Here is a 26,409-nt window from a genome sequence, read left to right on the forward strand (position 1 = left end):
TATTAAGTAATTATAACACTTTGTACTTCATACTCAGTACTCAGTACTTTTTTAGTTCTTATATTTCGCAGAAAGCTCTTTACAAACAGAAGTCAATGTATCGGTAACCTCATCGGTTAACTTACCTGACTTCAATGTATCAAGAACACCTCTGTGCTTAGCGTTCAAAAACTCTAAGTAATCACGTTCGAATTCTTTTACTTTCTCTACAGGAACATCTCTTAACAAGTTCTTAGAACCTGCATAGATAATTGCAACCTGATCTTCAACAGTAAATGGATCGTTCTGTGCTTGCTTTAATATTTCAACGTTTCTACGTCCTTTTTCAATAACGTTCAACGTAGCTGCATCTAAATCTGAACCGAATTTAGCGAACGCTTCCAATTCACGGAATTGTGCTTGATCCAATTTCAATGTACCTGCAACTTTTTTCATTGATTTAATCTGAGCGTTACCACCAACACGAGATACAGAAATACCTACGTTAATTGCTGGTCTTACACCTTGGTTGAATAAATCTTGCTCTAAGAATATCTGTCCGTCAGTAATAGAAATTACGTTTGTTGGAATATAAGCAGAAACATCACCTGCTTGTGTTTCAATAATAGGCAAAGCCGTTAAAGAACCTCCACCTTTTACCATTGGCTTTAATACCTCTGGCAAATCGTTCATTTCTTTTGCGATATCATCATCATTGATAACTTTTGCTGCTCGCTCTAATAATCTAGAGTGTAGGTAGAATACATCACCTGGGTAAGCCTCACGTCCCGGTGGTCTTCTTAACAAAAGAGAAACCTCACGGTAAGCTACCGCTTGTTTAGATAAATCATCATATATAATTAATGCAGGACGACCTGTATCACGGAAGTACTCTCCAATAGATGCTCCAGTAAATGGTGCATATACTTGCATTGGCGCAGGATCAGATGCATTAGCAGCTACAATAGTAGTATAAGCCATTGCTCCTTTATCTTCCAATACTTGAGCGATACCGGCAACAGTAGATGCTTTCTGACCTATGGCAACATAGATACAGTAAACAGGCTCACCAGCATCATAAAATTCTTTTTGGTTTAGAATGGTATCGATACAAACTGTAGTCTTACCAGTTTGACGGTCACCAATAACAAGTTCTCTTTGACCTCTACCTACTGGGATCATCGCATCAATTGCTTTAATACCAGATTGCATTGGTTCAGTTACGGGCTCTCTATAGATTACCCCTGGAGCTTTACGCTCTAATGGCATCTCATAAGTATCGCCAGAAATAGGTCCTTTACCATCAATAGGGTTACCTAAAGTATCCACTACACGACCAACAATACCTTCACCAACTTTTACAGAAGCAATACGTTGTGTACGTTTTACGGTATCACCCTCCCCAACTGATTTAGAAGGTCCTAAAAGAACCACGCCAACGTTGTCTTCTTCAAGGTTCAAAACGATACCTTCAAGTCCGCCTTCGAACTCAACTAATTCTCCGTATTGAGCATTAGCTAATCCGTAGATTCTTGCGATACCATCACCTACAGTTAATACAGTACCTACTTCGTCTAAAGTAGCGGTAGCATCAAATCCTGATAATTGTTTCTTTAAAATTGCTGATACTTCAGCGGCTTTTACTCCTGCCATTTTTTACTTATTTATTTACAAGAACTATTATAATATTCTATTAAAGTATTTATATCCTCAATACTCGTATAATCCAAATCTTTGAAGGACTCAGGTAAACTTGAGCAATCTTCTAAATACTTTTTTAATCTTTCAAAATTTCTGTCCGCATTAGCGGTAATAAAGTTATATCCCCTATCCTGTACCTTAGTTTTTATTCCTTTTGCATCGGTTAAAGGTTTTTTGTAGAAAATAATTTTATCAGATTCTGATAAAACATAATAGTAAGATGAGTAATTAAAATTAAGACTAACTGCCGCTATGGCCGCCTCAAACTCGTCCACGTTAGTTTTAAAGCCTACATATTTACCAGCCGAATTACCTTCATCTATATAAAATTGTGTTCCCCTACTAGACTTGAAAGTCTTTGCCTTGTCCTTTCCCTTCTCATTAACATATGCAACATAAACTTCTTTTCCGTACTTTGAATTACCACCAACTTCCGCAACATTCTTGAATACCACTGATTCATCTTTCGCTGGATTAATCAACTCTTCAAAATTTATAGAAATTTTGCCTTCAAATTTTTCTCCTTCATCATCTATTACAAAACCTTGTTTTGCATAAATGTTTGGAGAAAGCAGTTTTCTTGCCTTATATCTTTTTACCGCCTCACTAAGCTTAATAGCTTTATACTCTTCATAGCCAAGATCTAAAATCGAATCTTTATTCTTACCTATAATTAGGTTTAATATTTCTTCCCTTATTTCCTGCTGATCCTTTTCAAAAGCGATGTTGGTATTATCAGACCTAAAATAATAATAATCATTTCCATAAAAAATAGCAACAAACTCATTTCTACCACCAGTAGGGATTAGCTCTAAAATTTTCTTATTAAAACGTTCACCAACTATAATTTTTGTGGTGCTTTCCTCAATCATGTCCAAGTTCTTCGGAAGAATAATTTTACCTAAATACTGATCATCAGAAGCTCTTTTGATTTCTCCTGTTTCTGACAGCTTATATAGTGGTCTCCTTCTATCAACCGTGGCTTTCATTTCAGCAAGCATTTTATCATTTTCTGCTTTCGCCATGTTGTAATCACCTGATAACTCTGGTCTATTAATAGCAAAAAAAGAATCTAAATTGGCAAGTCCATCTGTCGTTATCAAATTATATGCTTTTGCTAAAAGAACAGTAATTTGTTTTGAATTATTAGCAAAATTTAATGTGAACTCCATTCTAACGTCAGCGCTGTTTCCTTTGTTATCCGAAAGTTCTAACCATCTAAATCTATTATTTTCTTTTTCTCCATATATAATATAATCATGAAAAATAACATTTAAAGATTTAGAGCCATCAAAAGAAGTATAGGTGAACAAACTATCTTTTTCTACCAATTTGGCAACTTCACTCTTACCTAAGGTAACTATATCATTCTTAATTTTAACTTTACCATCAAAACCTTCACCATAGCTATCTATTTCTGGACCACCATAACCTGTCCTTTTTTCTTTATTTTGACTGGTTTTACCGACTTTGAAAAAATCTTCTAGACCAGATTGGTTTACACCAGATTCTGTAAACAAGTCAAAATTTCTACCCAATGACAACCCAATAGTATTCATAGGATCCGTTGACATCCCAACCATGTTATAATCTACAATATTAACCGTTTTAAACTCTGATGATGTTACGGTCATCCAATTATTTCGGTTCAAATCTATACCAGCTCCAGAGTTATTTACTTTAATATCTAAAATTTTCTTTCCAGATAAGTCTTCTATTGCATATAACATTTTATCTTCATCTACCTCAACTATTTTAGCAACATCTACTTTATTTACAACTATTTTGTCTTTACTTACTTTAATCTTAACTTTTTTTTGTTGACTAAAAACAACAGAACAAATAGTCAGAAAAAGTACCGAAAAAGAATGTTTTAAACTCATAATTGAATATTAAGGAAGTTATAGACTATTTGAAAATTCTCTTTTTAAATTATTAAGCTTGTTGCTTACGCTAGCATCATACTGTAAATCTCCAACTCTTAAGATGAAACCTCCAATTATACTTTCGTCAACCTTACTTTCAATGGTAACTTCATTACCGGTAAGTGCAGCAACTTTCTTTAATATTTTCTTCTCCATTGTAGCATCTAAAGGTACAGCAGTCGTAACATATGCTACATCTTTACCCTTTAATTGCTCATTGATGATAATGTATTTTAAGGCTACTTCGTTTAGCATTCCTAAACGTTTGTTGTCTACCAACATATTAATAGCACCTTCTGTAATAGAATGACTGTCCTTGAAAATTTCAAGTAATGCACTCTTTTTCATAGCACCAGAAACAACCGGACTAGCCAATACATCTCTAAGTTCTTTACTACCTGAAATAGTAGTGGTGATTGAACGCATATCTTTCTCAACAGCATCCAAGGCTTTATTATCCTTGGCCATATCCAATATTGCCTTTGCGTAACGTAATGCAGCTCTAGATTCGCTCATTATTTCTTTTAGTTAAGTTTTATATCGCTCAACATTGTATCTACCAACTTCAATTGCTTGTCGTTACTAGATAAATCTTCTTTCAATACTTTTTCTGCTATAGCTACAGACAATTCAGCAACCTGACTTTTAATGTCAGCAACAGCAGCTTTTTTCTCACTTTCGATTGCAGCTTGTGCTTGCTTCAACATTTTATCGCCTTCTAACTTCGCTTGCTCTTTAGAGTCAGAAATCATTTTTTCTTTGATTTCACGAGCTTCTTTCAACATCCCCTCACGTTCAGCACGCGCTTCTTGAAGCATCTTCTCATTATCAGCTTGTAAGTTCTGCATATCGGTACGTGCTTTATCAGCAGCAGCCAATGCTTCTTCTATACCAGCCTCTCTTTCGTTCAACGAATTCAAAATTGGTTTCCAAGCAAATTTTACCATTAAGAAAATTAATGCCAATAATAATATTGTTTGAACAACAAACAAACCTGGTGAAAAATCGTTCAATAAAACTTCCATATCCTAATCTTTAAAATCTAAATCAATAATTAAAAAAAACATTTCCTGTAACCAACCGTTACAGGAAGATGTCTTTGGGTTTTCGTGTTCTTATTTTCCTAAGAACAAAGCACCGAATGCTAAACCTTCTAAAAGTGCAGCTACGATAATCATCGCAGTTTGAATTTTTCCTGCCGCTTCTGGTTGACGAGCAATACCTTCCATTGCTTTACCACCGATTTGGCCAAGACCTAGACCTGCTCCGATAACGATTAAACCTGCTCCAATTAAATTGTAAGTTACCATACTAATTGATTTATATAATTAAATTAAAAAAAACTCTTGTTAAATAAAATCTCCTCTTACATCTTCAGCATCTGCCACTTCATGACCATGAGAATCATGCTCATGCTCGTGTTCATGTTCTGCAACCGCCATACCTATAAATAAGGCTGAAAGTGCAGTAAAAATATATGCCTGTAAAAAGGCAACCAACACCTCAATAAGGGTGATGAAAAATGATAAAACCAAAGATAAACCTGTTGCACCAACAACACCTAAACTTTTCTTAAGTGTAAACATGATCGCAATTAAACTCATTACTACAATATGCCCTGCAGATATGTTTGCGAATAAACGTACTAATAAAGAGAAAGGCTTAATGATAAATGCACCAGCTAATTCTATAATAGCTAATATAGGCTTCACGAAAACAGGTACACCTGGCATCCACAAAATGTGCATCCAATAATCTTTATTACCACTAACTGTATAGATAACCAAAGTAAATATTGCCAAACAAGCTGTTACTGCAATTTGACCCGTTACATTAAATCCGAATGGGGTAAGTCCCATTAAGTTTAGTATCCATATAAAAAAGAATACTGTTAAAAGATATCCTGTAAATTTTCTGTAATGCTTTTCACCAATATTTGGTCTTGCAATCTCGTCTCTTACATAAAGCACTAATGGCTCTAACACTCTACCAAAACCGGTAGGTATTTTTTTCTTTCCGTATTGTTTCGCCAGTGATGAAAAGGCCAATAACATTAATAGACCTACTAATAACACACCAACAACACTTTTGGTAATAGAGAAATCTAATGCTTTATGAGCGTTCGTTGCATGGTGCTCCTCATCAAAACTAACTGATGTTGCGCCATTATCTAACTCATAAATTTTACTGTGAAGTTTAACGAATTTAGAACCGTTTCTTTCAACTACAACCTGCCCGTTATCATCATGATGAAATTCTGATGACATGAAAGTTGCCAATCCGTTGCTTGACCAAAGAATTACAGGAAGCGGAAAACCAACGTGCTTTCTTTCTCCTGCATCGTTAGAATATGAAAACAAATGAAAATCGTGAGAATCTTTAAGGTGATGTAAAATATACTCATCTACCTGTTCCTTAGTACTAACTGTTCCTTCTGGTTCGGTATCAGATATAGCGAAACTTTGCAATGAAAAACAAAGTATTAGAAGTTGTAATAAGGTTTTAATCGTATTTGAAACTTGCATCATTAGTTCTTTATCAAAAAATTTAGCTCCTAGAAATTTTGCGCAAAAGTAGTTAATTATTGCATAATCTACCCAATTTTAAAGCTTTAAAATTTAGAGTCTTTTTTTGCGCATAATTTTCGAAATAAAAAACACTTCTAGAAACAAAAAAATAATCACCGGTATAAGCAGCGCACCCCTATATATTTGAGGCATAATCAGTTCCCCTAAGAGGTAAGGATAAAACAGTGCAGCAAAAATTGTAATCTTAAAAACCAGCACACCCATATACATAAAACCTAATTGTTCAAAAAATGAATTGTTTTTTGAAGTAATTAAAAATATGACGACCAATGTTAAGGAAAACAGGAAGTGAAATGTGTATGCTTTGATCAAAAGCGGACCAAAATAAGTTGGCGGATCTACCAAGACCAAATCTTGTAGAAAATAAGAAGTCGCGCCCACAACAGTGAACACGACTATATATAAAATGATATTTTTTAGCAACGTTTATTTATTTAACGCCATAACTTTTTTTATGACTAAATAGATTGACAAAAATACAGCAAGTAAAGTAAATGTGTCTTCTAAAAACGTTTTTTCAAATTTTTGATCTAACCATTCCCCTAAAAGATTACCCAAGAAAATAGTGACACCCATTTGTATGGCAACACCAGATAAGCTTGCGGCATTTCTTAAAAGTTCAGAATTGTCATTACGAGGCTTTTGCGGCTCCATTATTAGAAGATTTTAAACCTGCAGCACCTTTACCGCCACCCATAGTACATGAAGCGTTAAATGTAGCACCTGGCTCAACAGCCAACTTATTTACCGATACGGTACCTTCTATTACTGCAGAAGATTTTAAAGATAATAGGTCAGACACTAAAAGCTCGCCATTAAAGCTACCTTCGATATCTGCATTTACACATTCTACTTTACCATGAATGTAGCCATCTTTACCGATAACAACTTTACCTGAAGTTTTTACATTTCCATCTAGCTTACCGTCTATACGAAAATCTGCTTCAGATATTATATCTCCTTTAATTTTGGTATTCTTCTCTATTCTGTTAGGTTGACCTCCTACTTCATTCATAGCTCTAGGTTTTTGTCTGTCTGAAAACATTGTTCACGGTTTTGGGGTTAAAAGCGTATTTCTATAATCGATAATATTCTTGTGTACTTGAATAATCTTATAGTTCTCCGATAAAACTACAAAATTCTCATCAGCAACGAGGTAATCCTTATTGTTTTTTAGTAGCTCGGCATACCCAAGGGCAAAATCTTTAGATTTAAATCCGTGTACTACTACAAATTGGTCTTCTAGATTATAAATATCTCTAGAAACTATATTCTTATATCTAAGATCTACGATAGATTGCTCTAACAATTCTATCAACTTTAAAGCCTGTTCGGTATTACTTCTTTTAAACGGAAAAACTACTTTCCAATTCGATGTTCCTTTTGAATCTGTCTCGGGAGAAAATTCTTTTGGCTCTAACTTAGGAAGCTGCTCTGCAATCATCTGTTCAGCCTTTTTACCTTCCGGATTATTAGGGTACGTCAACGCCACATAATTCAATGCTTCTTTAAAAGGTTCAAAACCTTGAAGTCTACCAATTGCATTAGCCTTCAGCATCTCAAATTTTGGAACAATAGGGTCGCCGGTAAATCTATTAATGTTTTCCTCTGCACCTGTAATTACCTGTAAATACTGTTGTTCTTTATATTGTTTGAATAAACTCTCATAGCGCTTCTCTGGACTATCAGAACTATCTGCCAATACCGCTTGCGGATTCAATAGAATCTCAGCATATCTAGAGTCGGCATGGTTAGCAATAATGTCTGCCTTCATAGTCTCTTTCAACGGACTATCAACTTCTTCGTAAATCTTGTAAAGATTATATTTTGAAGGAAGAATCAATCGTTCTTCAGCATTAGATGCCAATACATCTTCTAATTTGGCAGCTGCCAACAGATTCTCGTTAAACTTCTCTTTATATATTAATCCTAATTGATAGTTAGCAAAATTACGTTCTGTCTTTAAGCTGTCAATAACAGCAACATCTGTAGGCAAACGGTCCATATAATAGTCTAAAGAGAATTTCTCATCTTCACTTACCACACTTAAACTATCGTTAGCACTTGTTGCATCTTGTAAAGCAACATTTTCAGTATTTATTACCGATTTGTCCGACCAACGCCAATCATCTGTCAATTCTCTATTGCCCCAACGATTCTTGAAATCGTTCTGACCATAACCTAAACTTGTAATATTATAGAAATAGAATTTACCTTTATTTTCTTTACCACCTTTACTATTGCTAAATGCAGCAAAACCATCGGTAATTCTTTCTTTCTCTTTTTTCTGTGCAGCTTCTTTTGCCTTCTGTAATTCTTCAATATGCTTTCCAAAATAAGCCAATTGCTCATCTTTAGACATTTGATAAATTGTAATTACACTGTCAGAATACTGAACGATGTCTTCGTATTTAATAACATCTTCCAAATTGTCGCGCTTCTTTTTAATAGCACGAAATTTTTTGGTGTTTTCATTAAGGTTGGTCAATACACTATCGTAATATGCACCAGCCGGTTTATAAACACTTTCATCAAAATTATATTCCGCTAAATTCTCGTAATTCAGTGCATTCAATTTTGGCTTGTTTTGCGAAGCACGTAAAGATTTATTGAAATAAACCAACGCCAAACTATCAGACTCTTGCTTTAAATGAAACTCTGCCAATTGTCTGTAAATACCATCTAAAAATGGTCTATTCTCTCTGTTGAGTTCTAATTTGGTCAAATACTCCAGTACCTCTTCTTTATTTTCAGCTGTAACCTCGGTATTCTTTAATTTTTCAATTTCGGCATTGATCATGTACACACGTGGCGACTTTCTATTTAATTCAATAACCTTGTCAAATGCGTAATTAGCACTGTCTTTAAAGCCTAGTTGATTATATAACTGACCTATAATATAATAGTACCTTCCTTTCTCTGGATTTTTTGTAGTGTAGTGCGATGCTATCTTAAGATTTTGAACTGCCGTATCTGGTGCATTTAGATTAATAAACGCTTGCGCCATCATTGCTCTTGCATCTGCATATTCTTGATCTTTTAAACGCTCATATTTCATTAAGCGTTTTAAGTTCTTTATTGCTAGATCATCGTTTTCTAACCTGATGTTTACTTTCTCTCTCCAAATACTAGCTTCGTTTAGCTTATCGCTTTCAGAATATTTGTTTAGTACATAATTGAAAGATTCTAATGCCGGAATGTAGCGTTCATCAAAATATCTTGCTTTCCCTAAAAGAAGAAAAGCTTCATCTATTTGTGGGTTTCGTTCTTCATCTTTAATATCCATACTATGGCGTTGAATAGCCTTAGTGGCTTTTTCTTCTGCAATAAGGAAATTAGGGTTGTTGTCTTCTGAGTCCAATTTAATTTCGCCGCTAACCTCTAAACGTTCTATAGGCAAGACTTCAAAATAATCATCTTGATAGGTATCGTTCAAAGTTTCTCGACCTTGTTCAAAAGCAATGTTACCATTATACAAGGTATTGTATTTGGTATTGAGCGCATGCCAGTTACGGTTTACGAACTTGTCTTTCTTAACAGAACATGCATTAAAAAGCATACTCGTTAAAAGACTTGATAAAATAAGTTTGTTTCTAAGATTCAAAATAGTTGATCTACGTATGTATGTTTAACTTAAAAACAACCAGATTATTATACCGTTCATCGGTAAACCGCATATTTATTTTTTAGCATTCGTAACATTTATAGACTACTACAACTGATTTTTACCGACCATGTAGTTTGCTTTGAATTATAATGACCAACAATCTATCTAATTACTGCAGATAATCTGATCAAATATGTATTCATCGGATTTTAGTTAGATCTCCTTAAAACATAGAAATGAAAAACCGACCTAATGGTCGGTTTTTAAATTTTACTATGAAATTTTGATGATTACTTACTTTCGATGAGTTCTAAATAGATTTCATTTTTAACATGACCGCCATTCTTAATTGCTATTACGATTCTTGACAGAAGCTCTTTAATTTCTAATAAGGTATTTGAGTTAGGAATTTTCCTTGTCAAATACATACCTCCGCCTTCTAAATCAAAAAATTTCAATTCTTTAATTAAAGAGTGTTTTCTATACCATGAATAATCACCCTTATTCTCAAGATAAACTGTTATTCTTATTTCGTTAGTACCTACCATGCTAAGACTTAAGTATACTTGTTTATTATCATTGAGATATAAATTGAAAGTAAAAATCTCATTTGAATATAACTTATACAAAGCATCGTCTACATATTGAGTTTCGAACGAAATCGGCTTATTTTTAGCCTTTAATAATGCTTCTAGTTCACTTTCCTTTTCACGTATTCTAATTTCATAGGCTTGGTTAAAGTAACTTAGTTTTCCTTTTTCTTCAATCTTAGTTTTATAATATTCAATTTGATCTTTTACTCTTTTAATCTTCGGATACTTTGAATCTTGCAATGTTAAAATAGCATCCAACTCATTCTTCAATCCACGCAAAGCAACCACATCAAACTCAATCTCGTCGTAAAAATGTAATTCTAGATTTTCATCGATTTGAGCTTGTATTCTAGTAATTTCCCATTGATAAAAATCAATTAAAGAATCTAAATCAGACGTCATTTAACTAGTTTAAGTATCTATAAAATTAAATAAATCAGTTTATTCCACAACTACCTGTGCACTCTCTGCACCAAAAAATACCTCTAATTCTTTTAAGGTTTCAGCAGATGTTTCAATGTCTTTGACTACTTCTCCTTTGTTCAATACCACTATACGTTCGCAAACTTCGGTTACGTGAATTAAATCGTGACTAGATACTAAAACGGTTACGTCTTTTTGTTCTGCGAGTTCTTTAATGATTTGCTTTAGACGAATTTGAGTTGTTGGATCCAAATTTGCAAAAGGCTCATCTAATATCACCACTTTAGGGTTTCCTATAAAAGAAGCTACAATACCAGCTTTCTTCTGATTTCCTTTAGATAAATCTCTCAAGTACTTCTTTTGACCTAAAATTTCGCCGTGAAAGAAATCTTGATATTGTGCCAATAATGCATCTACATCGGCTTTATTTTGACCGCGAAGGTCGCCTATAAAGTAGAAATACTCTTCGGGAGTCAAGTACCCAATCAGAAAAGTTTCATCTATAAACGATGATGTAAATGGTTTCCAATCTTCACTAGTGTTTACCTGAACATCATTATTAATGATATGACCTGTACTTGGCTGAATCAAATCTAACAACAAACTGAACAGCGTTGTTTTACCTGCCCCGTTATTACCCACCAAACCAAAACTTTGCCCCGTTGGAATGTTTAAAGATTCAATATTAAGAACTTGTTGTGAACCGTATTTCTTTGATAAATTTTCTATTGTAATCATAATCTTATTATTCTAATTTTTTAGGATGAAATGAAATGCGTCAAATGAAAAACCTTAACTCGCCTTCTCTTTAAAACCTGCAATCATTCCGTATTTCTTTTTCTTGTACTGTTCCGTGATCAAATCGATCAAGTAGTTCTTCATGGCAAAACCAATAATGCCTAGAACTGATAATATTCCGACTGCAACTTCTATATTAAAGATGTAATAAAAAATGGAAAAGATAATTATAGGAACCACCATTACCGGAAGCATAACCAAAAACTGAGTAGCACTTGCGCCTTGCATATTCCCAAACGGACTCTGATCTAATTCGATTCTCTTTTTATTAAATGAACCAAAATATAAAATGACCGGTATATTTACTCCTAAATTATACAATGCACAGCCAAAATTGATAGCAAACGCATCCCAACCGAAGTAAACATAGGGTAAGGTCAATAAAAACATAAATACTACACTTACCGTAATTAAAGATACTTTAGATTCTAAATACTTTCGCATAGGAATATTTTGCGACATCATCATGCTATAATAACTACTATCCCAAGCAGGAATAAACTGACCGAAATTACTTAAGAAAATACCTGTCATAAAAACGCCAACAAAAGCTTTCATCGGCATCATACTACTATACACATCTTGAGTGTAAAATATCAATCCGTAGAACACCATAAGTAAGGAAATATACACTTGAGACTTCGTTCTTTTATTTCTCCAAATCATTTTCAGATCAAGCTGCAAGAAAGAGCCCATCTCTCCAAAACGCTTTGTCCAAGACATATCTGAGGTATTTGCCTCTACTGCCTTTGTTTTAAGCTTTGCATCCAGATAAATTTTATCTCGCAAGAACTTATAATTCACATAATATATAAGAGCTGACAAAGCAATAGGAATCAATACCGTAATTGGGTATGCATAAAGCGCATGAAAAATAGGCGCAAAAAACTCTTTTATAGAAAACACTCCGAAATAATCCAATCCGAATCCTAAGACAAGAATACTACCTATGCCAATAAGAACCTTATCATTCTTATTAACAAGCAAATTCATATAGTTAATACTTAATACAATGCCTATAATACCAACTATCCATAGTAAAACATTTAAAACAGGGTAGTCATTAAATAGTAATACAATTGCAAAGGGCACTACAAAGAATAACGTCAATAAATTATAGATAGATGCCGCTGATCTACCTAATATATAATGTGCAATGGTACTTTTCATAACAGGAGTGGTCAAAAATGGTTTTATATCCATCACCGGAAGTTTCTGCATGAAATACCTTAAGAATAATTCAATTAAAATCCAGTAAATGAAATATTGGCTAATGCTCCACATGGGGCTCTGATCTGGGAATATTTCTTTTAAAAGAAAGTACATTCCGCCACCGGTAACTGCTAGCGATAAAAGCAGGTATACACCCATAAAGCCCATGAAAATTTTTATTCCCAGGCTTTTACCAAGGTTAGAGGATCTAAAAAAGGATTTCCATTGTAATGAAGAAAAACGTTTAAACATTCGGTTGGTTTTAGTATTCAGAATATAAGTAAGAAAAATCTTGAGTTTGTTACAAACAAAATTCAAAATATTCTTTAAGCTCCTATTTTATACCTTACTATATATCCATCAAAAATTAACCGATTAATTCCCCTTTCTTCTTATTCAAAAACTCCTTTTCCAAGGTATTTGAAGTTTGTAAAAGTGCTTTATCTAAAAAAGAAATTGCTAGTTCTTTCTCTCCTTTTTTGATATAATATTCGGCATAGCAACCGTAAAATAAATACGCTCTTTGTCCTAAATCAGATACATCTATACTATTTAGTAAGCGGAGTGTTTTTTCAAAATCACTCAATTGAAGACACACCGTAGCATGATTTAGAAGTATGAATGGATTGGGTTCAAACGCATACAACTGTTCATACCAATAAGCTATTTTTTTCCAATTGGTTTCCTCAAATGTCTTAGCATTTAAATGTTCTGATGCTATAGCTGCTTCGTAATGATACACAGAAGTGTCGTCATATTCAACTGCTTTATTCATAGCACTATTTCCCATTTTAACTAATGGAAAATACCATTTGGTACGGTCTTGCTCTTTCAAATTAACTATTTGATTATCAATGGATATTTTACTTTCTAATCGAGACATGTGAAAACATAGTAACGAAAAAAGTGCATACAAACTTCCGCTTCTAAATTGCTCTTTTTTCAACAGTAACTGACATAGACGAATAGCTTCACCACACAAATCTTCCTTGATAAGTTTATCTTTATTAGTAGAATGAAAACCTTCATTGAAGGTCAAATAAATAACTTCCATTACCCGTATCATTCGGTCATGAACAGCTTCGGGATTTGGATATATAAATTGAATATTGTTCTCTCGAATAGATTTCTTAGCACGGGTTAATCGCTTGACAATTGTATCTTCTTTGGTTAACAATGCTGAGGCAATTTCTTTAGTACTGAAACCTGAAATTGTTTTTAGCGCAAAAGCAATTTGCTCGTTAGGGTGTAAATTGGGGTGGCAGGCAACGAAAATCATGCGTAACTGACTATCGGCTACTTCATGGTCTAAAAAAAGTTCATCAATCTGTAACGTAGAAGCTCCTGAAGTAATAGTGAGGTTTCTATTCTTTTCTGCTTGTATACTCCGCAGAATATCAATGGTTCTGTTTTTAGCAACTCGGTTCAGCCAAGCTTCTGGGTTTTCGGGAATCTTTGTCCGCCATTGAGAGGTTGCTTTTATAAAAGTATCCTGTACCGCATCTTCAATACTTTCTATATAAGATAGTCCAAAAAAGCGGGTTAAAATAGCGACCATCTTCCCGTAGTGATGTCTAAAAAGATGGTCAACTACTTTATGTTTCATACATCTTATTGTTCAAAAACCATTACTTCCCTGATTTCAACAGTTCCGTCTAAATCATAATCTGGATAATCTTCAGCAATCTTAACCACTGCATCAGCATTTTCAGCTTGTACAATGTAATAACCGCCAATCAACTCTTTGCCTTCTATTAAAGGAGCATCAGTTACAGTACGTTTCGGACCAGAAACTCTTTTTACATGCGGAACTAAAGCGTCACCACCTTTTACAATACCTTGAGCCATCATTTTTTCATTCCAAGCGAACCATTTTCCCATTCGTTCTTGCAACTGCTCTGGCGATAAACCTAATTCTTGGTAATCCGCACCAATAAAAATCATCATAAAATCTTTCATAATTTAACTGTTTTAGTTTTTACATAGAACTCGCTTTAAGTTCTTATTGTTTACCCCATGACGTTACCGAAATCAAATTAGGGACAATTTTTAGATATTTTTTTTAAAAAGATAATTTAAACTGAAATACCTGTCAAAAGCATAGAGAAATTCACTTTTTTGACAAATGTCATATTTTATCGCAAAAGCATGCTTAATTTTGTAAATCGATTTAAAGAAACCAACATATGTCGCATTTTCACCCATTAACGGTAAAACATATTAAGAAATTGACACCAACTTCTGTTGCCGTTACATTCTCAATTCCGAAAGAATTGGCACAGACTTTCGCCTTTACGGCAGGTCAGTATATCACCATAAAAAAAGAAATTAAAGGTAAAGAACTTAGAAGAGCATATTCTATTAGTTCATCTCCTGAAAAAGATGGGATCACCATTGGTATAAAAAAGGTAGATAATGGAGGATTCTCAAATTACGCCAACTCAGAATTAAAAGTAGGCGATACATTAGAGGTGATGGAACCAGAAGGTCGTTTTGTATTCAATACAACCAAAGACGTTCAGAACATTGCTGCTTTTGCTGCGGGTAGTGGTATTACGCCTATAATGAGTATTGTAAAATCTGTTTTAGATAGTAACCCAAAGAATACATTTGTTTTGGTTTACGGAAACAAATCTTACGAAGAGACTATGTTTTACACCGATTTGGTAAAACTAGAACTAGAATATGCCAATCGGTTTTTTGTATACTTCACCAACAGCCAGACTCGTGAAGACAAGGCTTTATTTGGTAGAATAGATACCTCAACGGTAAATTATGCTTTGTTAAATAAGCATAAGAATGTTGATTTTGATGGCTACTATTTATGTGGACCAGAGGAGATGATCCGTTTGGTACAAGATACTTTGGTAGAGAATGAAGTGGATAAGGATAAAATCCATTTTGAGCTTTTTACTCCCACAGAAATAAAAGAAGAATTACCTATACAAGCAGATGGTCAAACTTCGGTTACCGTTCTTGTTGACGATGAAGAATTTCAATTTACGATGGATAAGAAAACAGTGATTCTTGATGCTGTTTTAAAGGAAAATATAGATGCCCCATACTCATGTCAAGGCGGAGTATGTAGTAGCTGTATTGCCAAAGTAACTGAAGGAAAGGCAGAAATGGTAATGAACCAAATTCTAACCGATAAGGAAATAGCAGACGGATTTATTCTTACCTGCCAAGCACACGCTACTACACCTACTATTAAGGTAGACTATGATGATGTTTAGGTAAGTACTAAATAAACTTTCTAAAAACGTCTTTGCGAACGTAGTGAAGCAATCTGTGAGATAGTTTCGTACTTCGCAAAGACGTTTTTTTATCTAATAACTATTCCGGAAACATCGTTTCAAATTTTCTCACCGCAGTCTCATACCCAATTGCATAGGCTTTTTCGATACCTCTTCGATCTAATAACCCAATATGTTCCAATTCTTGCGATTCGAGGATAAGATGACAATTATTGATTTTTTGTCGGTTAATCGCATAAATCATTAAACCGGTTACTCTGCCTGTCAATTGAAACGAATTGTTCAAATGCTTTTTCTCTAATTTAGAAACTACTGATACATTACTACCTATTACATATTCTACCCTAGACAAAACCGGCTCTGAAGGAAAATTATTCATTATTCCGCCATCGGCATATAATTCACCTTTATACTCCACCGGACTAAAAACAGGTGGTAATGCTGCAGAAGCTAATAAGGGTTTTATCAATTCACCTTTGTCAATAAAAAGCTCTTCTCCCTTTTGCAAATTGGTGGCTACTACATGAAGCTCTCTATTCAAAGCCTCAAAACTATCATCTGGAAAATACTGCTTAAAAGAAGATATGTAACTTTCACTGTTTAATAAACCCGGTTTTGCGACCGCGAAATAATTGTATTTAAAAAGCGGAGTCTCCTTAAAAAAACGGAGCATATCAATAACTGGTTTATCTGCTGCGTACAAAGCGCCTACTAAAGCACCAATACTACTTCCAGATACAACATTGGCCTCTAGACCAAACTCTTGCATTGCTTTAATTACCCCTATGTGTGCCATACCTCTAATGCCCCCACCGGAAAGCACTAAACCTACAGACTTTGAACCTATTTGCATCTATCTAGAATTAACTCAAAAAAAATGCCGAACGGATACTATTATCCGCTCGGCATAAAATTAATCATTAATGCGGACTATGAATCTAATCCGAAGGCATAATAATATTTACTTCCGTCTTCATAAATACCTTCTAACATAACTCCACCTTTTTTACCCTCAAGCGCAGATGCTACATCATCAATATCTTTTACACGTTTACCGTCAATATGCGTAATAATAAACCCTTCACGCATTTGGGTTTCTTTCTTGACTTTCCCAGGATATAATTTAGTAACCTGAACAGCACCGTCTAAACCAAACTTCTTTCCTAACTCTTTATCGACATTCTCAAAATCGGCTCCAAGTAGGTTGAATACTTCTTTATCTTCCTTCTTTATAATATTGGTACCACCTTGAGAGTTATGAAGCTCTACATCTAGCTCTTTTTCTTTACCGTTTCTATTTACTACAATAGTCACTTTATCACCTGGTCGTTTACCTGCAATAATTTCTTGCAGTCTTGGTGATGTAGCCGTTTCTTTACCATTTACACTAATAATAATATCTCCAGATTCAATACCTGCCAAATCTGCACCACTATCTTCACCTACTTGCTCTACCCAAACTCCTTTGGTAAAATCAACATCTTTCTCTTTGGCCAAGTTACTATCCATAGTTCTAATGGTTACCCCTAGCATACCACGTTGCACGTCACCATATTTTAAAAGGTCTTCAACCACTTTGGTAACTATATTACTAGGTACTGCAAATCCGTAACCTGTGTAAGTACCGGTTGTACTAGCAATAGCCGTATTAATTCCGACCAAATTACCGTCAAGATTCACTAGCGCACCACCACTGTTACCAGGGTTAATAGCTGCATCTGTCTGTATAAAACTTTCTACGGCAAATTTATCGGCATTAATATGAATATTTCTTGCTTTGGCACTAACGATACCTGCAGTAACCGTTGAATTTAATCCAAGCGGATTACCTACAGCCAACACCCATTCACCTACTTCTACATCATCTGAATTTACCAATGACATAGTTTTAAGATTGTCAGCCTTAATCTGTAAAAGTGCTAAATCTGTAGTTGGATCCGTACCTATTACGGTAGCCTTGTACGATTGATTGTTATATAAGGTAACCTCAACCTCATCTGCATTGTCAATTACATGATTATTGGTTACTATATAACCTTTGTCGTTAATGATAACTCCTGATCCCGTACCAACCCTAGGTTGCGAACTCGTACCTTCTGGAGATTGTCCTTTAAACATATCACCAAAAAACTCTTTAAAAGGGTCTGGCAATTCCCTAGCTCCTTGATTTTGATAGGATGATCCCGTTTGGGTTGATTTAATATGCACCACAGCATCTAGAACCTTCTCTGAAGTATCGGTAAAATCTAACGGTTTAATATTTCCTTCGTTATCCTTTGTATACAACGCATGTGCACCAGGAACAGATTCAACCACCGTTACTCCTGTGTTTTCTTTTTCGTTTTGTTTGTTCAATTGTATTACCCCTAAACTAACTGCAAGGGCAATAACCGCTGAGAAGAGGTAAACCTTCCAAGCGCCTTTGGTATTTGTGTCTGATTTCATATATAATTAATTTTTAAAATTCTTCTGATGTCTTAATGGCAAGAGCTATGCCATGTCTATGTCTGTCAATGCTAAAAAATATCTAAAACTTTTTGAAATTTTAAGGGATTTTTTAGACTAAGCAGTTTGTAACCTTAAATTTTTGTCAAAATAGACATTAAAAACAAGTTACTAATCCGATTTATGGGCATGTTTATAGTCGAATATGAAAAGTAGGATAATAAATAGGGGACTTAAAACCGACCACATGGTCTAAAACTGACATTTTGACTTAAAGTAAGATATTTCGTCTATTTTAATGATACAAATTAGTTATACTTAGAAAACCTTTGCTTTATTTTTACGTAAGTTTAACAACGAGAAAGAAAATTTAATTGAATTCACAGGGTACTACTGCAATTTTGGTATTTGCCAATTCCGCCAAAGAAGACTTGGCGAATAAGTCAATTCCTAAAGGTGAGCAATTATTTGATGTACTAACCAAAACCACTCTTAAAAAAGCAAAAAACACAGGTTTACCTGTTTTTCATTTTTCAGATAAAAATCAAGTTGGCGCTACTTTTGGCGAACGTTTTACAAATGCTATTGCTACTGTTTTTGATAAAGGATTTTCTAATTTAATTACCATTGGTAATGATACTCCCCATTTAAAAACACAACATCTTAAACATACTGCTAATCAATTAGCTTTAGGTAAAACTGTAATTGGTCCTTCTATTGATGGCGGTTTCTATTTATTAGGTTTACAAAAATCTAACTTCGATGTTGCTGAATTTCAAAATTTACCATGGCAACGATTCAGCTTATACCACCAAATTTCATTGTGGTTACAAGAAGAATCGTCTGAATTAATAAAATTACCTGTTCTACAGGATTTGGATAACGAAAGAGATTTACATTCCATACTATCGTTTTCCTTTGGTCTATCATCCACTTTGTTATTGTTGATTATAGGTTTATTAATAAGAAACAGAAGTCTATTCTACGCTAAACAGAACTTCTCAACTCTATTACCTAATAGCTTTCTTTACAATAAAGGCTCCCCTGTAGTTTCATTTATCTAAATCCCCCTTTATCCAATAGTTGGGTAAATGAAAACTCAGTCCAAAGCTATATATGAAACACTTATTACTAGTGTTGACATTGTTTATGATAAACATGGTCAATGCTCAAGAAACAATTACAGGTATTGTTAAAGATACCGATGGGAATACGATACCATACGTAAATATTCTATTGTCTGGCACCGTTACTGGATCGACTACCAATGAAAATGGTTTTTATAATATAAATGTACCCAACCTATCAGGCGAAATTGAATTCTCCGTTTTAGGATTTGAAACTCAAGTAGTTTCTATAAACAATAGACGAACCATAAATATAACTTTAAATGATTCTTCTGAAATTTTAGACGAAGTAGTATTGACTGCATTAGGATTAAAGCGAGAAACAAAAGAATTGGGTTATGTCGTTCAAAGTTTAGATGCCAAGGGAGTTACGGAGGTAAAATCTGTAAATTTCTTGGATAACCTTTCGGGGAAATTAGCAGGTGTAACTATTAACCAAGGCGCAACTGGCGTTGGTTCTTCCTCAAAAATTACTATTCGTGGAGAAGCTTCTTTCTCGAATAACAATCCGCTGTTTATTGTAGATGGTGTGCCGATAAATAACAACTCAGTCTTCAACTTTACCAATGAAGCAGCAGCCGGATTTCAAGAAATTGATTTTGGAAATGGCGCTATGGATGTGAATCCTGATGATATTGCCGAAGTATCAGTATTAAAAGGACCTAGTGCGGCGGCATTGTACGGTACAAGAGCATCTAATGGAGTCATAATCATAGAAACCAAAAGCGGGAAGAATTCGAAAGGATTAGGTGTGAGCTACAACACCAGTTTCTTTGTAGATTCAGCATTTCAATTACCCGATTTTCAAAATGAATACGGACAAGGGAATTCTGGTGAGTTTGCTTTTGTAGACGGATTAGGTGGTGGAACCAATGATTTAATAACCTACAGTTGGGGACCTCGTTTAGATGTTGGTAACCTTATTCCTCAATATGATAGTCCCGTGACATTGGCAGATGGTACCATTGTTCGCGGTGGCGATACTGCGCTTTATAATGGGAATACAATTACACCAACGGAATTTAAATCGAACCCTGATAACTTGAAGGATTTCTATGAAACCGGAACAACGTTAATTAATAATATCGCTATTTCTAACGGATTTGAAAAAGGTAACTATCGTCTTTCGTTTACGGATTTAAGAAGTGAGTCTATAATACCGGGAGTTAATTTAGACCGACAAACCGTAAGTGCACGTTTAAATTTTCAACCGATTGATAAATTACGCATCAATTCATCTATCAGTTATATCAATTCTAATAGTGATAATAGACCTTCTAATGGGTATGGATCTGAAAATGCCAATTATTCTTTAGTTGCTTGGGGTCCGCGCTCTTTAAACATTGAAAATTTAAAAAACTACTGGCAACCCGGTTTAGAAGGCATACAACAGTACTCATATAATTATACGTTTTTCGATAATCCGTATTTTATTCTTAATGAAAATACCAATTCGTTCAATAGAGATCGTGTTTTCGGAAACATCTCCGCTAGCTATGATATTACAGCGCATATAACGGCATCTATACGAACCGGAATGGATTATTCTAGCGAACTACGCCAACTGAAAAGAGCCTATAGTTCTAATCGTTTTTCTAATGGCGCTTATGCAGAGCATGATGTTTTCTATAGAGAAGTGAACACCGATTTCTTGTTGAACTATACAAATCAATTCAATGACTTTAAGGTAGATGTATCCCTCGGCGGAAATCGTTTAGATCAAAAGGCATTCACCTCACAAGCGCAAACCACAAGCTTAGCACAACCAGGCATATTTAGATTATCTAATGCAGCTTCACCTGTTGAAGTATTCGAGTTTGAATCGAATAAAAGAATAAACAGTTTTTACAGTTTAGCAAAATTCGGGTACAAAGATTACCTTTTTTTGGATGTCACAGGCAGAAACGATTGGTCTAGTGCTTTGGCAACTCCATTTTCAGTAGATAATACCTCATTCTTTTATCCATCGGTATCCAGCAGTTTTATATTATCTCAAGTGGTTGCTTTACCTAAAGCAATTTCATTTGCAAAACTAAGGGCAAGTTGGGCACAGGTTGGTAATGATACAAATCCGTATCAGACTACAGGTGCTTTTGTAGCGCAGACACCGTTTAATGGTCAACCTACTTTCAGTAATTCAAACACGATTGCAAATGCTAATCTACAACCAGAATTAACATCATCATTCGAAGTAGGCGCAGATGTTCGTTTGTTTGGCGACCAACTAAGATTTGATGTTTCTTACTATAATGCATTGACCAAAGACCAAATCATTTCTTTGCCCATAGGTATTTCCTCAGGTTATACGCAGCAAGTGGTTAATGGTGGTGAAGTTCGTTCTAAAGGAGTAGAAATTATTTTAGGTATATCGCCTGTTATAAGTCAGAATTTAAAATGGAACAGCACCTTAAATTTTAGCACGAATAAATCAACGGTAGAAAGTTTACCACAAGATGAAGGACGACTAACACTGGCATACTCTAGAATTTACGACAGTCAAAACCAAACGGTATTTTTACAGGCAGAAGAAGGTGGTCGCGTTGGTGATCTATACGGAACTGGATATTTGAAAAATGAAAATGGCGATTTTATCCTTACGGATGAGGGTAGATACATACCTGATAACGAACTCCAAAAATTAGGGAATTACAATCCCGATTTTATGTTAGGTTTTAATAATCAATTCAATTATAAAAACTGGAATATGGGTTTCCTTTTCGATTGGCGACAAGGCGGAATCATAGTTTCCAGAACAAGAGCTTTGGGTAATGTTGGGGGTCAGTTGGCAGAAACAGCAAACAGACCAGAAGAAGGAATTGTTCCCGAAGGCGTTGTGAATACAGGTACTACAGATAATCCTGTTTATACACAAAATACCGTTGCTGTAACGGCAGAAAGTTACTACCGTCAGTTTTATGACAGAAACCACGAGGAAAACAATACCTATGATGCTTCCTTTTTAAAGCTGCGTCAAGTATCCATTGGTTATACGTTTGACAATCTTAGTCTTTTCAATCAAGATGCAACATTGAGTCTATCACTTATTGGAAAAAACCTATTTGCAATTACAGAGAATCCGCATTTTGATCCAGAGCAATTAGCTGTTCAGGGACAAGGATTTATTAGCGGTGTAGAAGACATGTCATACGCCACCACCAGAAGCATTGGTTTCAAAGCCGGATTTAATTTTTAAGAAAAAGAAGATGAAACATATATATACCATTCTAATCTTGTTGTTGGTCGTTGGCTGCACAAAAGATTTTGAAGAAATTAATACGAACACCAACGATCCGGTTACGGTACAACCAAGCCTATTGTTAAGACAGGTTATCTATGACTTTGGTGAACAAATGTCTTATGAAGGTTTTACGGCAGGCAATCTCTTGGGTCAATACAGCACGGCATTAGATTTTAACCTGTTTGATCGTCATGATTTAAAGTCGCCGCAACTGGGAGGGAATCCGTGGCCTATATTCTATCAGAATTTACGTGATAATGAAATTATTCTGAATCTATCTCAAGAGAATACTGCATATACTGTTTATGAAGGTCCCGCAAGAATTATGAAAGCGTATATGGCGGCTGGCTTAACAGATTTATTTGGTGACGTTCCTTATTCCGAAGCATTTAAAGGAGATACTGAAACCGTGACTCCCACCTACGACACTCAAGAATCTATTTATATGGATGAAGATGGTGTATTCGATAATCTAGATAAAGGAATTTTAGCCATACAGAACTATACGGGAACCATAGCGTTAGAAGGTGATATTTTATTCAATGGCGATTTAGACGGATGGATCCGTTTTGCAAATTCGTTAAAGATTAAATATTTAATGCGTGTTTCAAGTAAAATGGATGTTGCTTCTCAATTGCAGGCAATCGCAAGTGAAGGTAATTTCATTGACGATAACAGCGAAAATGCCATTTTCAACTTTACCGATAGTGAGCCGAATAGCTTTAGACTCGCACAACTTAGGGTTGGTGATTTTAATAATTACGTGCTTTCTGAAACGATGGATGAAATTTTGACAGATTTAAACGACCCACGTATCGCACAATTGTATCAACCATTTGCAAATAGTACAAATGGTGGTTATAATGGATTATTAAATGGGATTGATGCTTCTGCCGGAGTATCCTTAGCTGATTACTCTTTATTAGGCGCTATTTTCAGAGAGAATACAGGACTTTTAGACGCCAACTTCATGACAAGCATGGAAACTCACTTTCTATTAGCGGAAGCTGCAGAAAAAGGTCTTATAGCTGCCGATACCGAAACACTTTATAATATGGGCGTAACACAAGCCTTTGAATATTGGCAAGTAGATTTACCGGCTGATTATTTAACCGTTGACGGAGCTTTAAGTAATGGAGACGCTTTAGAGAATATCATTACTCAAAAATGGATTGCAAATAGCATTAACGGTTATGAAGGATGGATTGACTATCGTAGAACAGGTTTTCCTCAATTGAAAACAATCTCGGCTAGTTTGAACAATGATTTGATTCCGATTCGCATGCCTTACCCTGCTGAAGAAGAAGCTTTAAATAATGCCAATTATACCGAAGCTTCAAATAAAACGGAAGGCAATAGTATAAATGTGGCTGTTTGGTGGGATGATGATGCCCCCTAACCCCCAAAGGGGGAATTAAAAAGTCCTCCTTTAGCTTCACTAAATGAGAAGAAGTTTTAACTAATTGAAACATTGAAAAGAAATATAATTTAATGAGTTACACCAGTATCATAGCATTTTATGAAACTCCCCCTTCGGGGGCTGGGGGGCTTTTAGCTTTGCTGCAATGGGGATTAATAATAGCATCAAGTTTGGTGTTGTTCTTCCTTTCTCCGTGGGCAAAAGATACCAATCAGTTTTTTAAAGCGGTTCAAAAGAAGAAAGCGCCCAATGCCTTCATGTTAATGGGTAGCTTAATCATCTCTTGGATATTCGCCAAAAGCATAACCAACGCCGCAAATTTAGGGTTAGACTTTGGTATTGTTGGTGGTGTTGCTTATGCTGGGTATTATCTATCATTTGCCGTAGCGGGTCTTGTAATTTATAAGATGAGACTACATGGAAAGTACACTAGTATTCATCATTTCTTATCCTCTAAATTTGGTAAATCAGCAGTAAATATTTTTTCTATTTTAATAGCATTTCGCTTATTTAATGAGGTATGGAGCAATACCATGGTTATCGGATCCTACTTTGGCGATATGGGTACCAGTCCATATTATTGGTCCATTTTAGTATTTACAGCACTAACATTAGCTTATGTTCTAAAAGGTGGCATGAGCAGTTCCATTTTTACCGATGTTGTCCAAATGGGGCTATTTTCCATTCTTTTAGCGGTAATACTGTTCACTATTTTCGGGAAGGATAATGCCATCACCACTACCGAAGTCGTTAATTCAGGTATTTGGTCATTTGAAACAGGTTTAAATTTATTGTTCGCAGCCCTATTGCAATCTTTCAGCTATCCCTTTCATGACCCTGTATTGACAGACAGAGGTTTTATCAGTAGTCCGAAAGTAACATTGAAAAGTTTTTTATGGGCAAGTGTACTAGGTGCTATTTGTATCATTTTATTTAGCATTATTGGCGTTTATGCCCAGTCTCAAGGTATGCAAGGTCAGGCTGCAGTACAAGTTGGTAAGGCATTTGGAACCGTAATATTGTTAGTCATCAATTTCATCATGATAACCTCAGCAGCATCTACCTTAGACTCCACATTTTCATCATTTTCAAAATTATTGGCATTAGATTTAAACTTAGGGAATACATTAAAATTTGGTCGTTGGTCTATGGTAGCAATTGCTGTTTTAGGCACCATACCAGTTTTTTTAGATGCAGAAATATTATCTGCTACGACAATTAGTGGAACCATGGTTATAGGGCTAACTCCTGTATTCCTTTTTTGGAAGGATAAAGCACCCAAAATTAGTTTTCACCTAAGCGTTTTTATAGGATTGCTATTTGGGTTCCTTTTAATTTTTAACTGGTTTCCAGACGATTTGATTTTCACGACCGGCAAGTATGCCGATTTACTTTGGATTAATTTTTGGGGCATTTTATGTTGCCTATTCGTTTATATAATACCTACATGGATAAAGAAATAAAACATATTGGTGCCAAGAACGGAAAGCTATTGCTTTTTGGTGGCGTGTATAGTAATCTACAAGCTTTAGAGCAACTGATTTCGATAGCCGAAGAGGCGGGAATTCAACCAGAGAACTGTATAAGTACCGGTGATATTACCGGTTACTGCGCACAACCTGAAGAAACGGTGCAACTGTTTCAAAAATGGGGTGCACTTAGTATTGCTGGCAATGTAGAATTACAACTTGCCAATGATAGCGAAGATTGTGGTTGCGATTTTAAGAGTGGTAGCCGTTGCGACGATTTTTCTAAAATGTGGTTTCCGTATACAAAGGGACATTTATCGCAACAGTCTTTAGCTTGGATGAAGCAAATACCAGAATACATCAGTTTTGACTATGGCAGCAAAAAAGTTACAGTAGTCCATGGAAACTATGGTAATACTTCAGAATTTGTATTCAAATCAAACGCCACAGAAAGTAAAGAACGTTGTTTTCAAGAGACCAATAGTGATATAATCATTGCTGGTCATTGTGGTTTACCTTTTCATCAAACTATAAAGGAAAATTTATGGTTGAATCCTGGTGTTATTGGTATGCCGGCAAATGACGGCACTACTCGAGTTTGGTATATGATTCTGAATATCGAGGACG

Annotated in this window: 22 protein-coding genes and 1 pseudogene; 6 read left to right on the forward strand and 17 right to left on the reverse strand. The window is 35.1% G+C overall.

Annotated elements, in window-relative coordinates; translation table 11 throughout:
• Window positions 1-51: 51 nt before the first annotated feature.
• The 15 genes from atpA to ACJJVT_RS16185 form a co-directional block, all read right to left on the reverse strand.
• A complete protein-coding gene (gene atpA, locus ACJJVT_RS16115) occupies window positions 52-1,632 on the reverse strand; it encodes a F0F1 ATP synthase subunit alpha (RefSeq protein ID WP_405400063.1) in 1,581 nt (526 codons plus the stop codon).
• A gap of 11 nt (window positions 1,633-1,643) precedes the next feature.
• Window positions 1,644-3,563, reverse strand: a complete 1,920-nt coding sequence (locus ACJJVT_RS16120; RefSeq protein WP_405400065.1) for a hypothetical protein — start codon at window positions 3,561-3,563, stop codon at window positions 1,644-1,646.
• An 18-nt stretch (window positions 3,564-3,581) separates the two neighbouring features.
• Entirely contained in the window at window positions 3,582-4,121 is a 540-nt protein-coding gene (gene atpH / locus ACJJVT_RS16125; protein WP_405400067.1) for an ATP synthase F1 subunit delta, read from the reverse strand.
• Window positions 4,122-4,129: 8 nt separating this feature from the next.
• Complete coding sequence (locus ACJJVT_RS16130) at window positions 4,130-4,630, reverse strand: F0F1 ATP synthase subunit B (protein WP_133671321.1); 501 nt, start codon at window positions 4,628-4,630, stop codon at window positions 4,130-4,132.
• Window positions 4,631-4,720: 90 nt separating this feature from the next.
• On the reverse strand, window positions 4,721-4,915 hold the full coding sequence (gene atpE / locus ACJJVT_RS16135; protein WP_027065438.1) for an ATP synthase F0 subunit C: 195 nt from the start codon (window positions 4,913-4,915) through the stop codon (window positions 4,721-4,723).
• 39 nt (window positions 4,916-4,954) lie between these two features.
• Entirely contained in the window at window positions 4,955-6,133 is a 1,179-nt protein-coding gene (gene atpB, locus ACJJVT_RS16140; RefSeq protein WP_405400069.1) for a F0F1 ATP synthase subunit A, read from the reverse strand.
• Window positions 6,134-6,223: 90 nt separating this feature from the next.
• Window positions 6,224-6,616 (reverse strand): DUF6168 family protein, encoded by a 393-nt coding sequence (locus ACJJVT_RS16145; RefSeq protein ID WP_405400070.1) that lies wholly within the window; start codon window positions 6,614-6,616, stop codon window positions 6,224-6,226.
• Window positions 6,617-6,619: 3 nt separating this feature from the next.
• Window positions 6,620-6,847 (reverse strand): AtpZ/AtpI family protein, encoded by a 228-nt coding sequence (locus tag ACJJVT_RS16150; protein WP_036150997.1) that lies wholly within the window; start codon window positions 6,845-6,847, stop codon window positions 6,620-6,622.
• Complete coding sequence (locus ACJJVT_RS16155) at window positions 6,825-7,238, reverse strand: polymer-forming cytoskeletal protein (RefSeq protein WP_405400073.1); 414 nt, start codon at window positions 7,236-7,238, stop codon at window positions 6,825-6,827. Before ACJJVT_RS16155 ends, ACJJVT_RS16150 begins: the two co-directional genes overlap by 23 nt.
• A 3-nt stretch (window positions 7,239-7,241) precedes the next feature.
• Window positions 7,242-9,752: a tetratricopeptide repeat protein gene (locus ACJJVT_RS16160; RefSeq protein WP_405400075.1), complete on the reverse strand. Its 2,511-nt coding sequence runs from the start codon at window positions 9,750-9,752 to the stop codon at window positions 7,242-7,244.
• 338 nt (window positions 9,753-10,090) lie between these two features.
• Window positions 10,091-10,795 (reverse strand): hypothetical protein, encoded by a 705-nt coding sequence (locus ACJJVT_RS16165; protein WP_405400077.1) that lies wholly within the window; start codon window positions 10,793-10,795, stop codon window positions 10,091-10,093.
• A 39-nt stretch (window positions 10,796-10,834) separates the two neighbouring features.
• A complete protein-coding gene (locus tag ACJJVT_RS16170; protein ID WP_405400079.1) occupies window positions 10,835-11,554 on the reverse strand; it encodes an ABC transporter ATP-binding protein in 720 nt (239 codons plus the stop codon).
• Window positions 11,555-11,608: 54 nt separating this feature from the next.
• Window positions 11,609-13,078, reverse strand: a complete 1,470-nt coding sequence (locus tag ACJJVT_RS16175; RefSeq protein ID WP_405400081.1) for a DUF5687 family protein — start codon at window positions 13,076-13,078, stop codon at window positions 11,609-11,611.
• A 115-nt stretch (window positions 13,079-13,193) separates the two neighbouring features.
• Entirely contained in the window at window positions 13,194-14,432 is a 1,239-nt protein-coding gene (locus tag ACJJVT_RS16180; RefSeq protein ID WP_405400082.1) for an RNA polymerase sigma factor, read from the reverse strand.
• A 5-nt stretch (window positions 14,433-14,437) separates the two neighbouring features.
• The gene (locus tag ACJJVT_RS16185) at window positions 14,438-14,785 is read right to left on the reverse strand and encodes a YciI family protein (RefSeq protein ID WP_405400084.1); all 348 of its coding nucleotides are present in this window, start codon (window positions 14,783-14,785) and stop codon (window positions 14,438-14,440) included.
• A 227-nt stretch (window positions 14,786-15,012) separates the two neighbouring features.
• Between ACJJVT_RS16185 and ACJJVT_RS16190 the strand changes: the two genes are divergently transcribed.
• Entirely contained in the window at window positions 15,013-16,062 is a 1,050-nt protein-coding gene (locus ACJJVT_RS16190) for a 2Fe-2S iron-sulfur cluster-binding protein (RefSeq protein WP_405400085.1), read from the forward strand.
• Between the two features lie 100 nt (window positions 16,063-16,162).
• Here ACJJVT_RS16190 and ACJJVT_RS16195 read toward each other — a convergent pair whose 3' ends face one another.
• A complete protein-coding gene (locus tag ACJJVT_RS16195; protein WP_073241497.1) occupies window positions 16,163-16,936 on the reverse strand; it encodes a patatin-like phospholipase family protein in 774 nt (257 codons plus the stop codon).
• Window positions 16,937-17,013: 77 nt separating this feature from the next.
• On the reverse strand, window positions 17,014-18,528 hold the full coding sequence (locus tag ACJJVT_RS16200; RefSeq protein WP_405400086.1) for a Do family serine endopeptidase: 1,515 nt from the start codon (window positions 18,526-18,528) through the stop codon (window positions 17,014-17,016).
• A gap of 374 nt (window positions 18,529-18,902) precedes the next feature.
• On the opposite strand from ACJJVT_RS16200, the gene ACJJVT_RS16205 reads away from it, so the two are divergent.
• The 5 genes and pseudogenes from ACJJVT_RS16205 to ACJJVT_RS16225 all read left to right on the forward strand — a co-directional run.
• Window positions 18,903-19,592 (forward strand): DUF2064 domain-containing protein, encoded by a 690-nt coding sequence (locus tag ACJJVT_RS16205; RefSeq protein ID WP_405400087.1) that lies wholly within the window; start codon window positions 18,903-18,905, stop codon window positions 19,590-19,592.
• Window positions 19,593-19,644: 52 nt separating this feature from the next.
• A complete protein-coding gene (locus tag ACJJVT_RS16210; RefSeq protein ID WP_405400088.1) occupies window positions 19,645-22,848 on the forward strand; it encodes a SusC/RagA family TonB-linked outer membrane protein in 3,204 nt (1,067 codons plus the stop codon).
• 10 nt (window positions 22,849-22,858) lie between these two features.
• A complete protein-coding gene (locus ACJJVT_RS16215) occupies window positions 22,859-24,292 on the forward strand; it encodes a SusD/RagB family nutrient-binding outer membrane lipoprotein (protein WP_405400089.1) in 1,434 nt (477 codons plus the stop codon).
• Window positions 24,293-24,384: 92 nt separating this feature from the next.
• Window positions 24,385-25,776, forward strand: a complete 1,392-nt coding sequence (locus ACJJVT_RS16220) for a sodium:solute symporter family transporter (protein WP_405400090.1) — start codon at window positions 24,385-24,387, stop codon at window positions 25,774-25,776.
• Window positions 25,761-26,396, forward strand: a pseudogene (locus ACJJVT_RS16225) (metallophosphoesterase family protein); the annotation flags it as partial. The gene ACJJVT_RS16220 and the pseudogene ACJJVT_RS16225, both read left to right, overlap by 16 nt.
• Window positions 26,397-26,409 lie beyond the last annotated feature (13 nt).

The sequence above is a fragment of the Maribacter sp. Asnod2-G09 genome, from assembly GCF_045063795.1.
Taxonomy (GTDB): domain Bacteria; phylum Bacteroidota; class Bacteroidia; order Flavobacteriales; family Flavobacteriaceae; genus Maribacter.

Coding starts and splice junctions, on each gene's coding strand:
- atpA (WP_405400063.1), bottom strand. CDS start 1,632: ATGGCAGGAGTAAAAGCCGCTGAAGTATCAGCAATTTTAAAGAAACAA.
- ACJJVT_RS16120 (WP_405400065.1), bottom strand. CDS start 3,563: ATGAGTTTAAAACATTCTTTTTCGGTACTTTTTCTGACTATTTGTTCT.
- atpH (WP_405400067.1), bottom strand. CDS start 4,121: ATGAGCGAATCTAGAGCTGCATTACGTTACGCAAAGGCAATATTGGAT.
- ACJJVT_RS16130 (WP_133671321.1), bottom strand. CDS start 4,630: ATGGAAGTTTTATTGAACGATTTTTCACCAGGTTTGTTTGTTGTTCAA.
- atpE (WP_027065438.1), bottom strand. CDS start 4,915: ATGGTAACTTACAATTTAATTGGAGCAGGTTTAATCGTTATCGGAGCA.
- atpB (WP_405400069.1), bottom strand. CDS start 6,133: ATGATGCAAGTTTCAAATACGATTAAAACCTTATTACAACTTCTAATA.
- ACJJVT_RS16150 (WP_036150997.1), bottom strand. CDS start 6,847: ATGGAGCCGCAAAAGCCTCGTAATGACAATTCTGAACTTTTAAGAAAT.
- ACJJVT_RS16155 (WP_405400073.1), bottom strand. CDS start 7,238: ATGTTTTCAGACAGACAAAAACCTAGAGCTATGAATGAAGTAGGAGGT.
- ACJJVT_RS16160 (WP_405400075.1), bottom strand. CDS start 9,752: ATGCTTTTTAATGCATGTTCTGTTAAGAAAGACAAGTTCGTAAACCGT.
- ACJJVT_RS16165 (WP_405400077.1), bottom strand. CDS start 10,795: ATGACGTCTGATTTAGATTCTTTAATTGATTTTTATCAATGGGAAATT.
- ACJJVT_RS16170 (WP_405400079.1), bottom strand. CDS start 11,554: ATGATTACAATAGAAAATTTATCAAAGAAATACGGTTCACAACAAGTT.
- ACJJVT_RS16175 (WP_405400081.1), bottom strand. CDS start 13,078: ATGTTTAAACGTTTTTCTTCATTACAATGGAAATCCTTTTTTAGATCC.
- ACJJVT_RS16180 (WP_405400082.1), bottom strand. CDS start 14,432: ATGAAACATAAAGTAGTTGACCATCTTTTTAGACATCACTACGGGAAG.
- ACJJVT_RS16185 (WP_405400084.1), bottom strand. CDS start 14,785: ATGAAAGATTTTATGATGATTTTTATTGGTGCGGATTACCAAGAATTA.
- ACJJVT_RS16190 (WP_405400085.1), top strand. CDS start 15,013: ATGTCGCATTTTCACCCATTAACGGTAAAACATATTAAGAAATTGACA.
- ACJJVT_RS16195 (WP_073241497.1), bottom strand. CDS start 16,936: ATGCAAATAGGTTCAAAGTCTGTAGGTTTAGTGCTTTCCGGTGGGGGC.
- ACJJVT_RS16200 (WP_405400086.1), bottom strand. CDS start 18,528: ATGAAATCAGACACAAATACCAAAGGCGCTTGGAAGGTTTACCTCTTC.
- ACJJVT_RS16210 (WP_405400088.1), top strand. CDS start 19,645: ATGAAACACTTATTACTAGTGTTGACATTGTTTATGATAAACATGGTC.
- ACJJVT_RS16215 (WP_405400089.1), top strand. CDS start 22,859: ATGAAACATATATATACCATTCTAATCTTGTTGTTGGTCGTTGGCTGC.
- ACJJVT_RS16220 (WP_405400090.1), top strand. CDS start 24,385: ATGAGTTACACCAGTATCATAGCATTTTATGAAACTCCCCCTTCGGGG.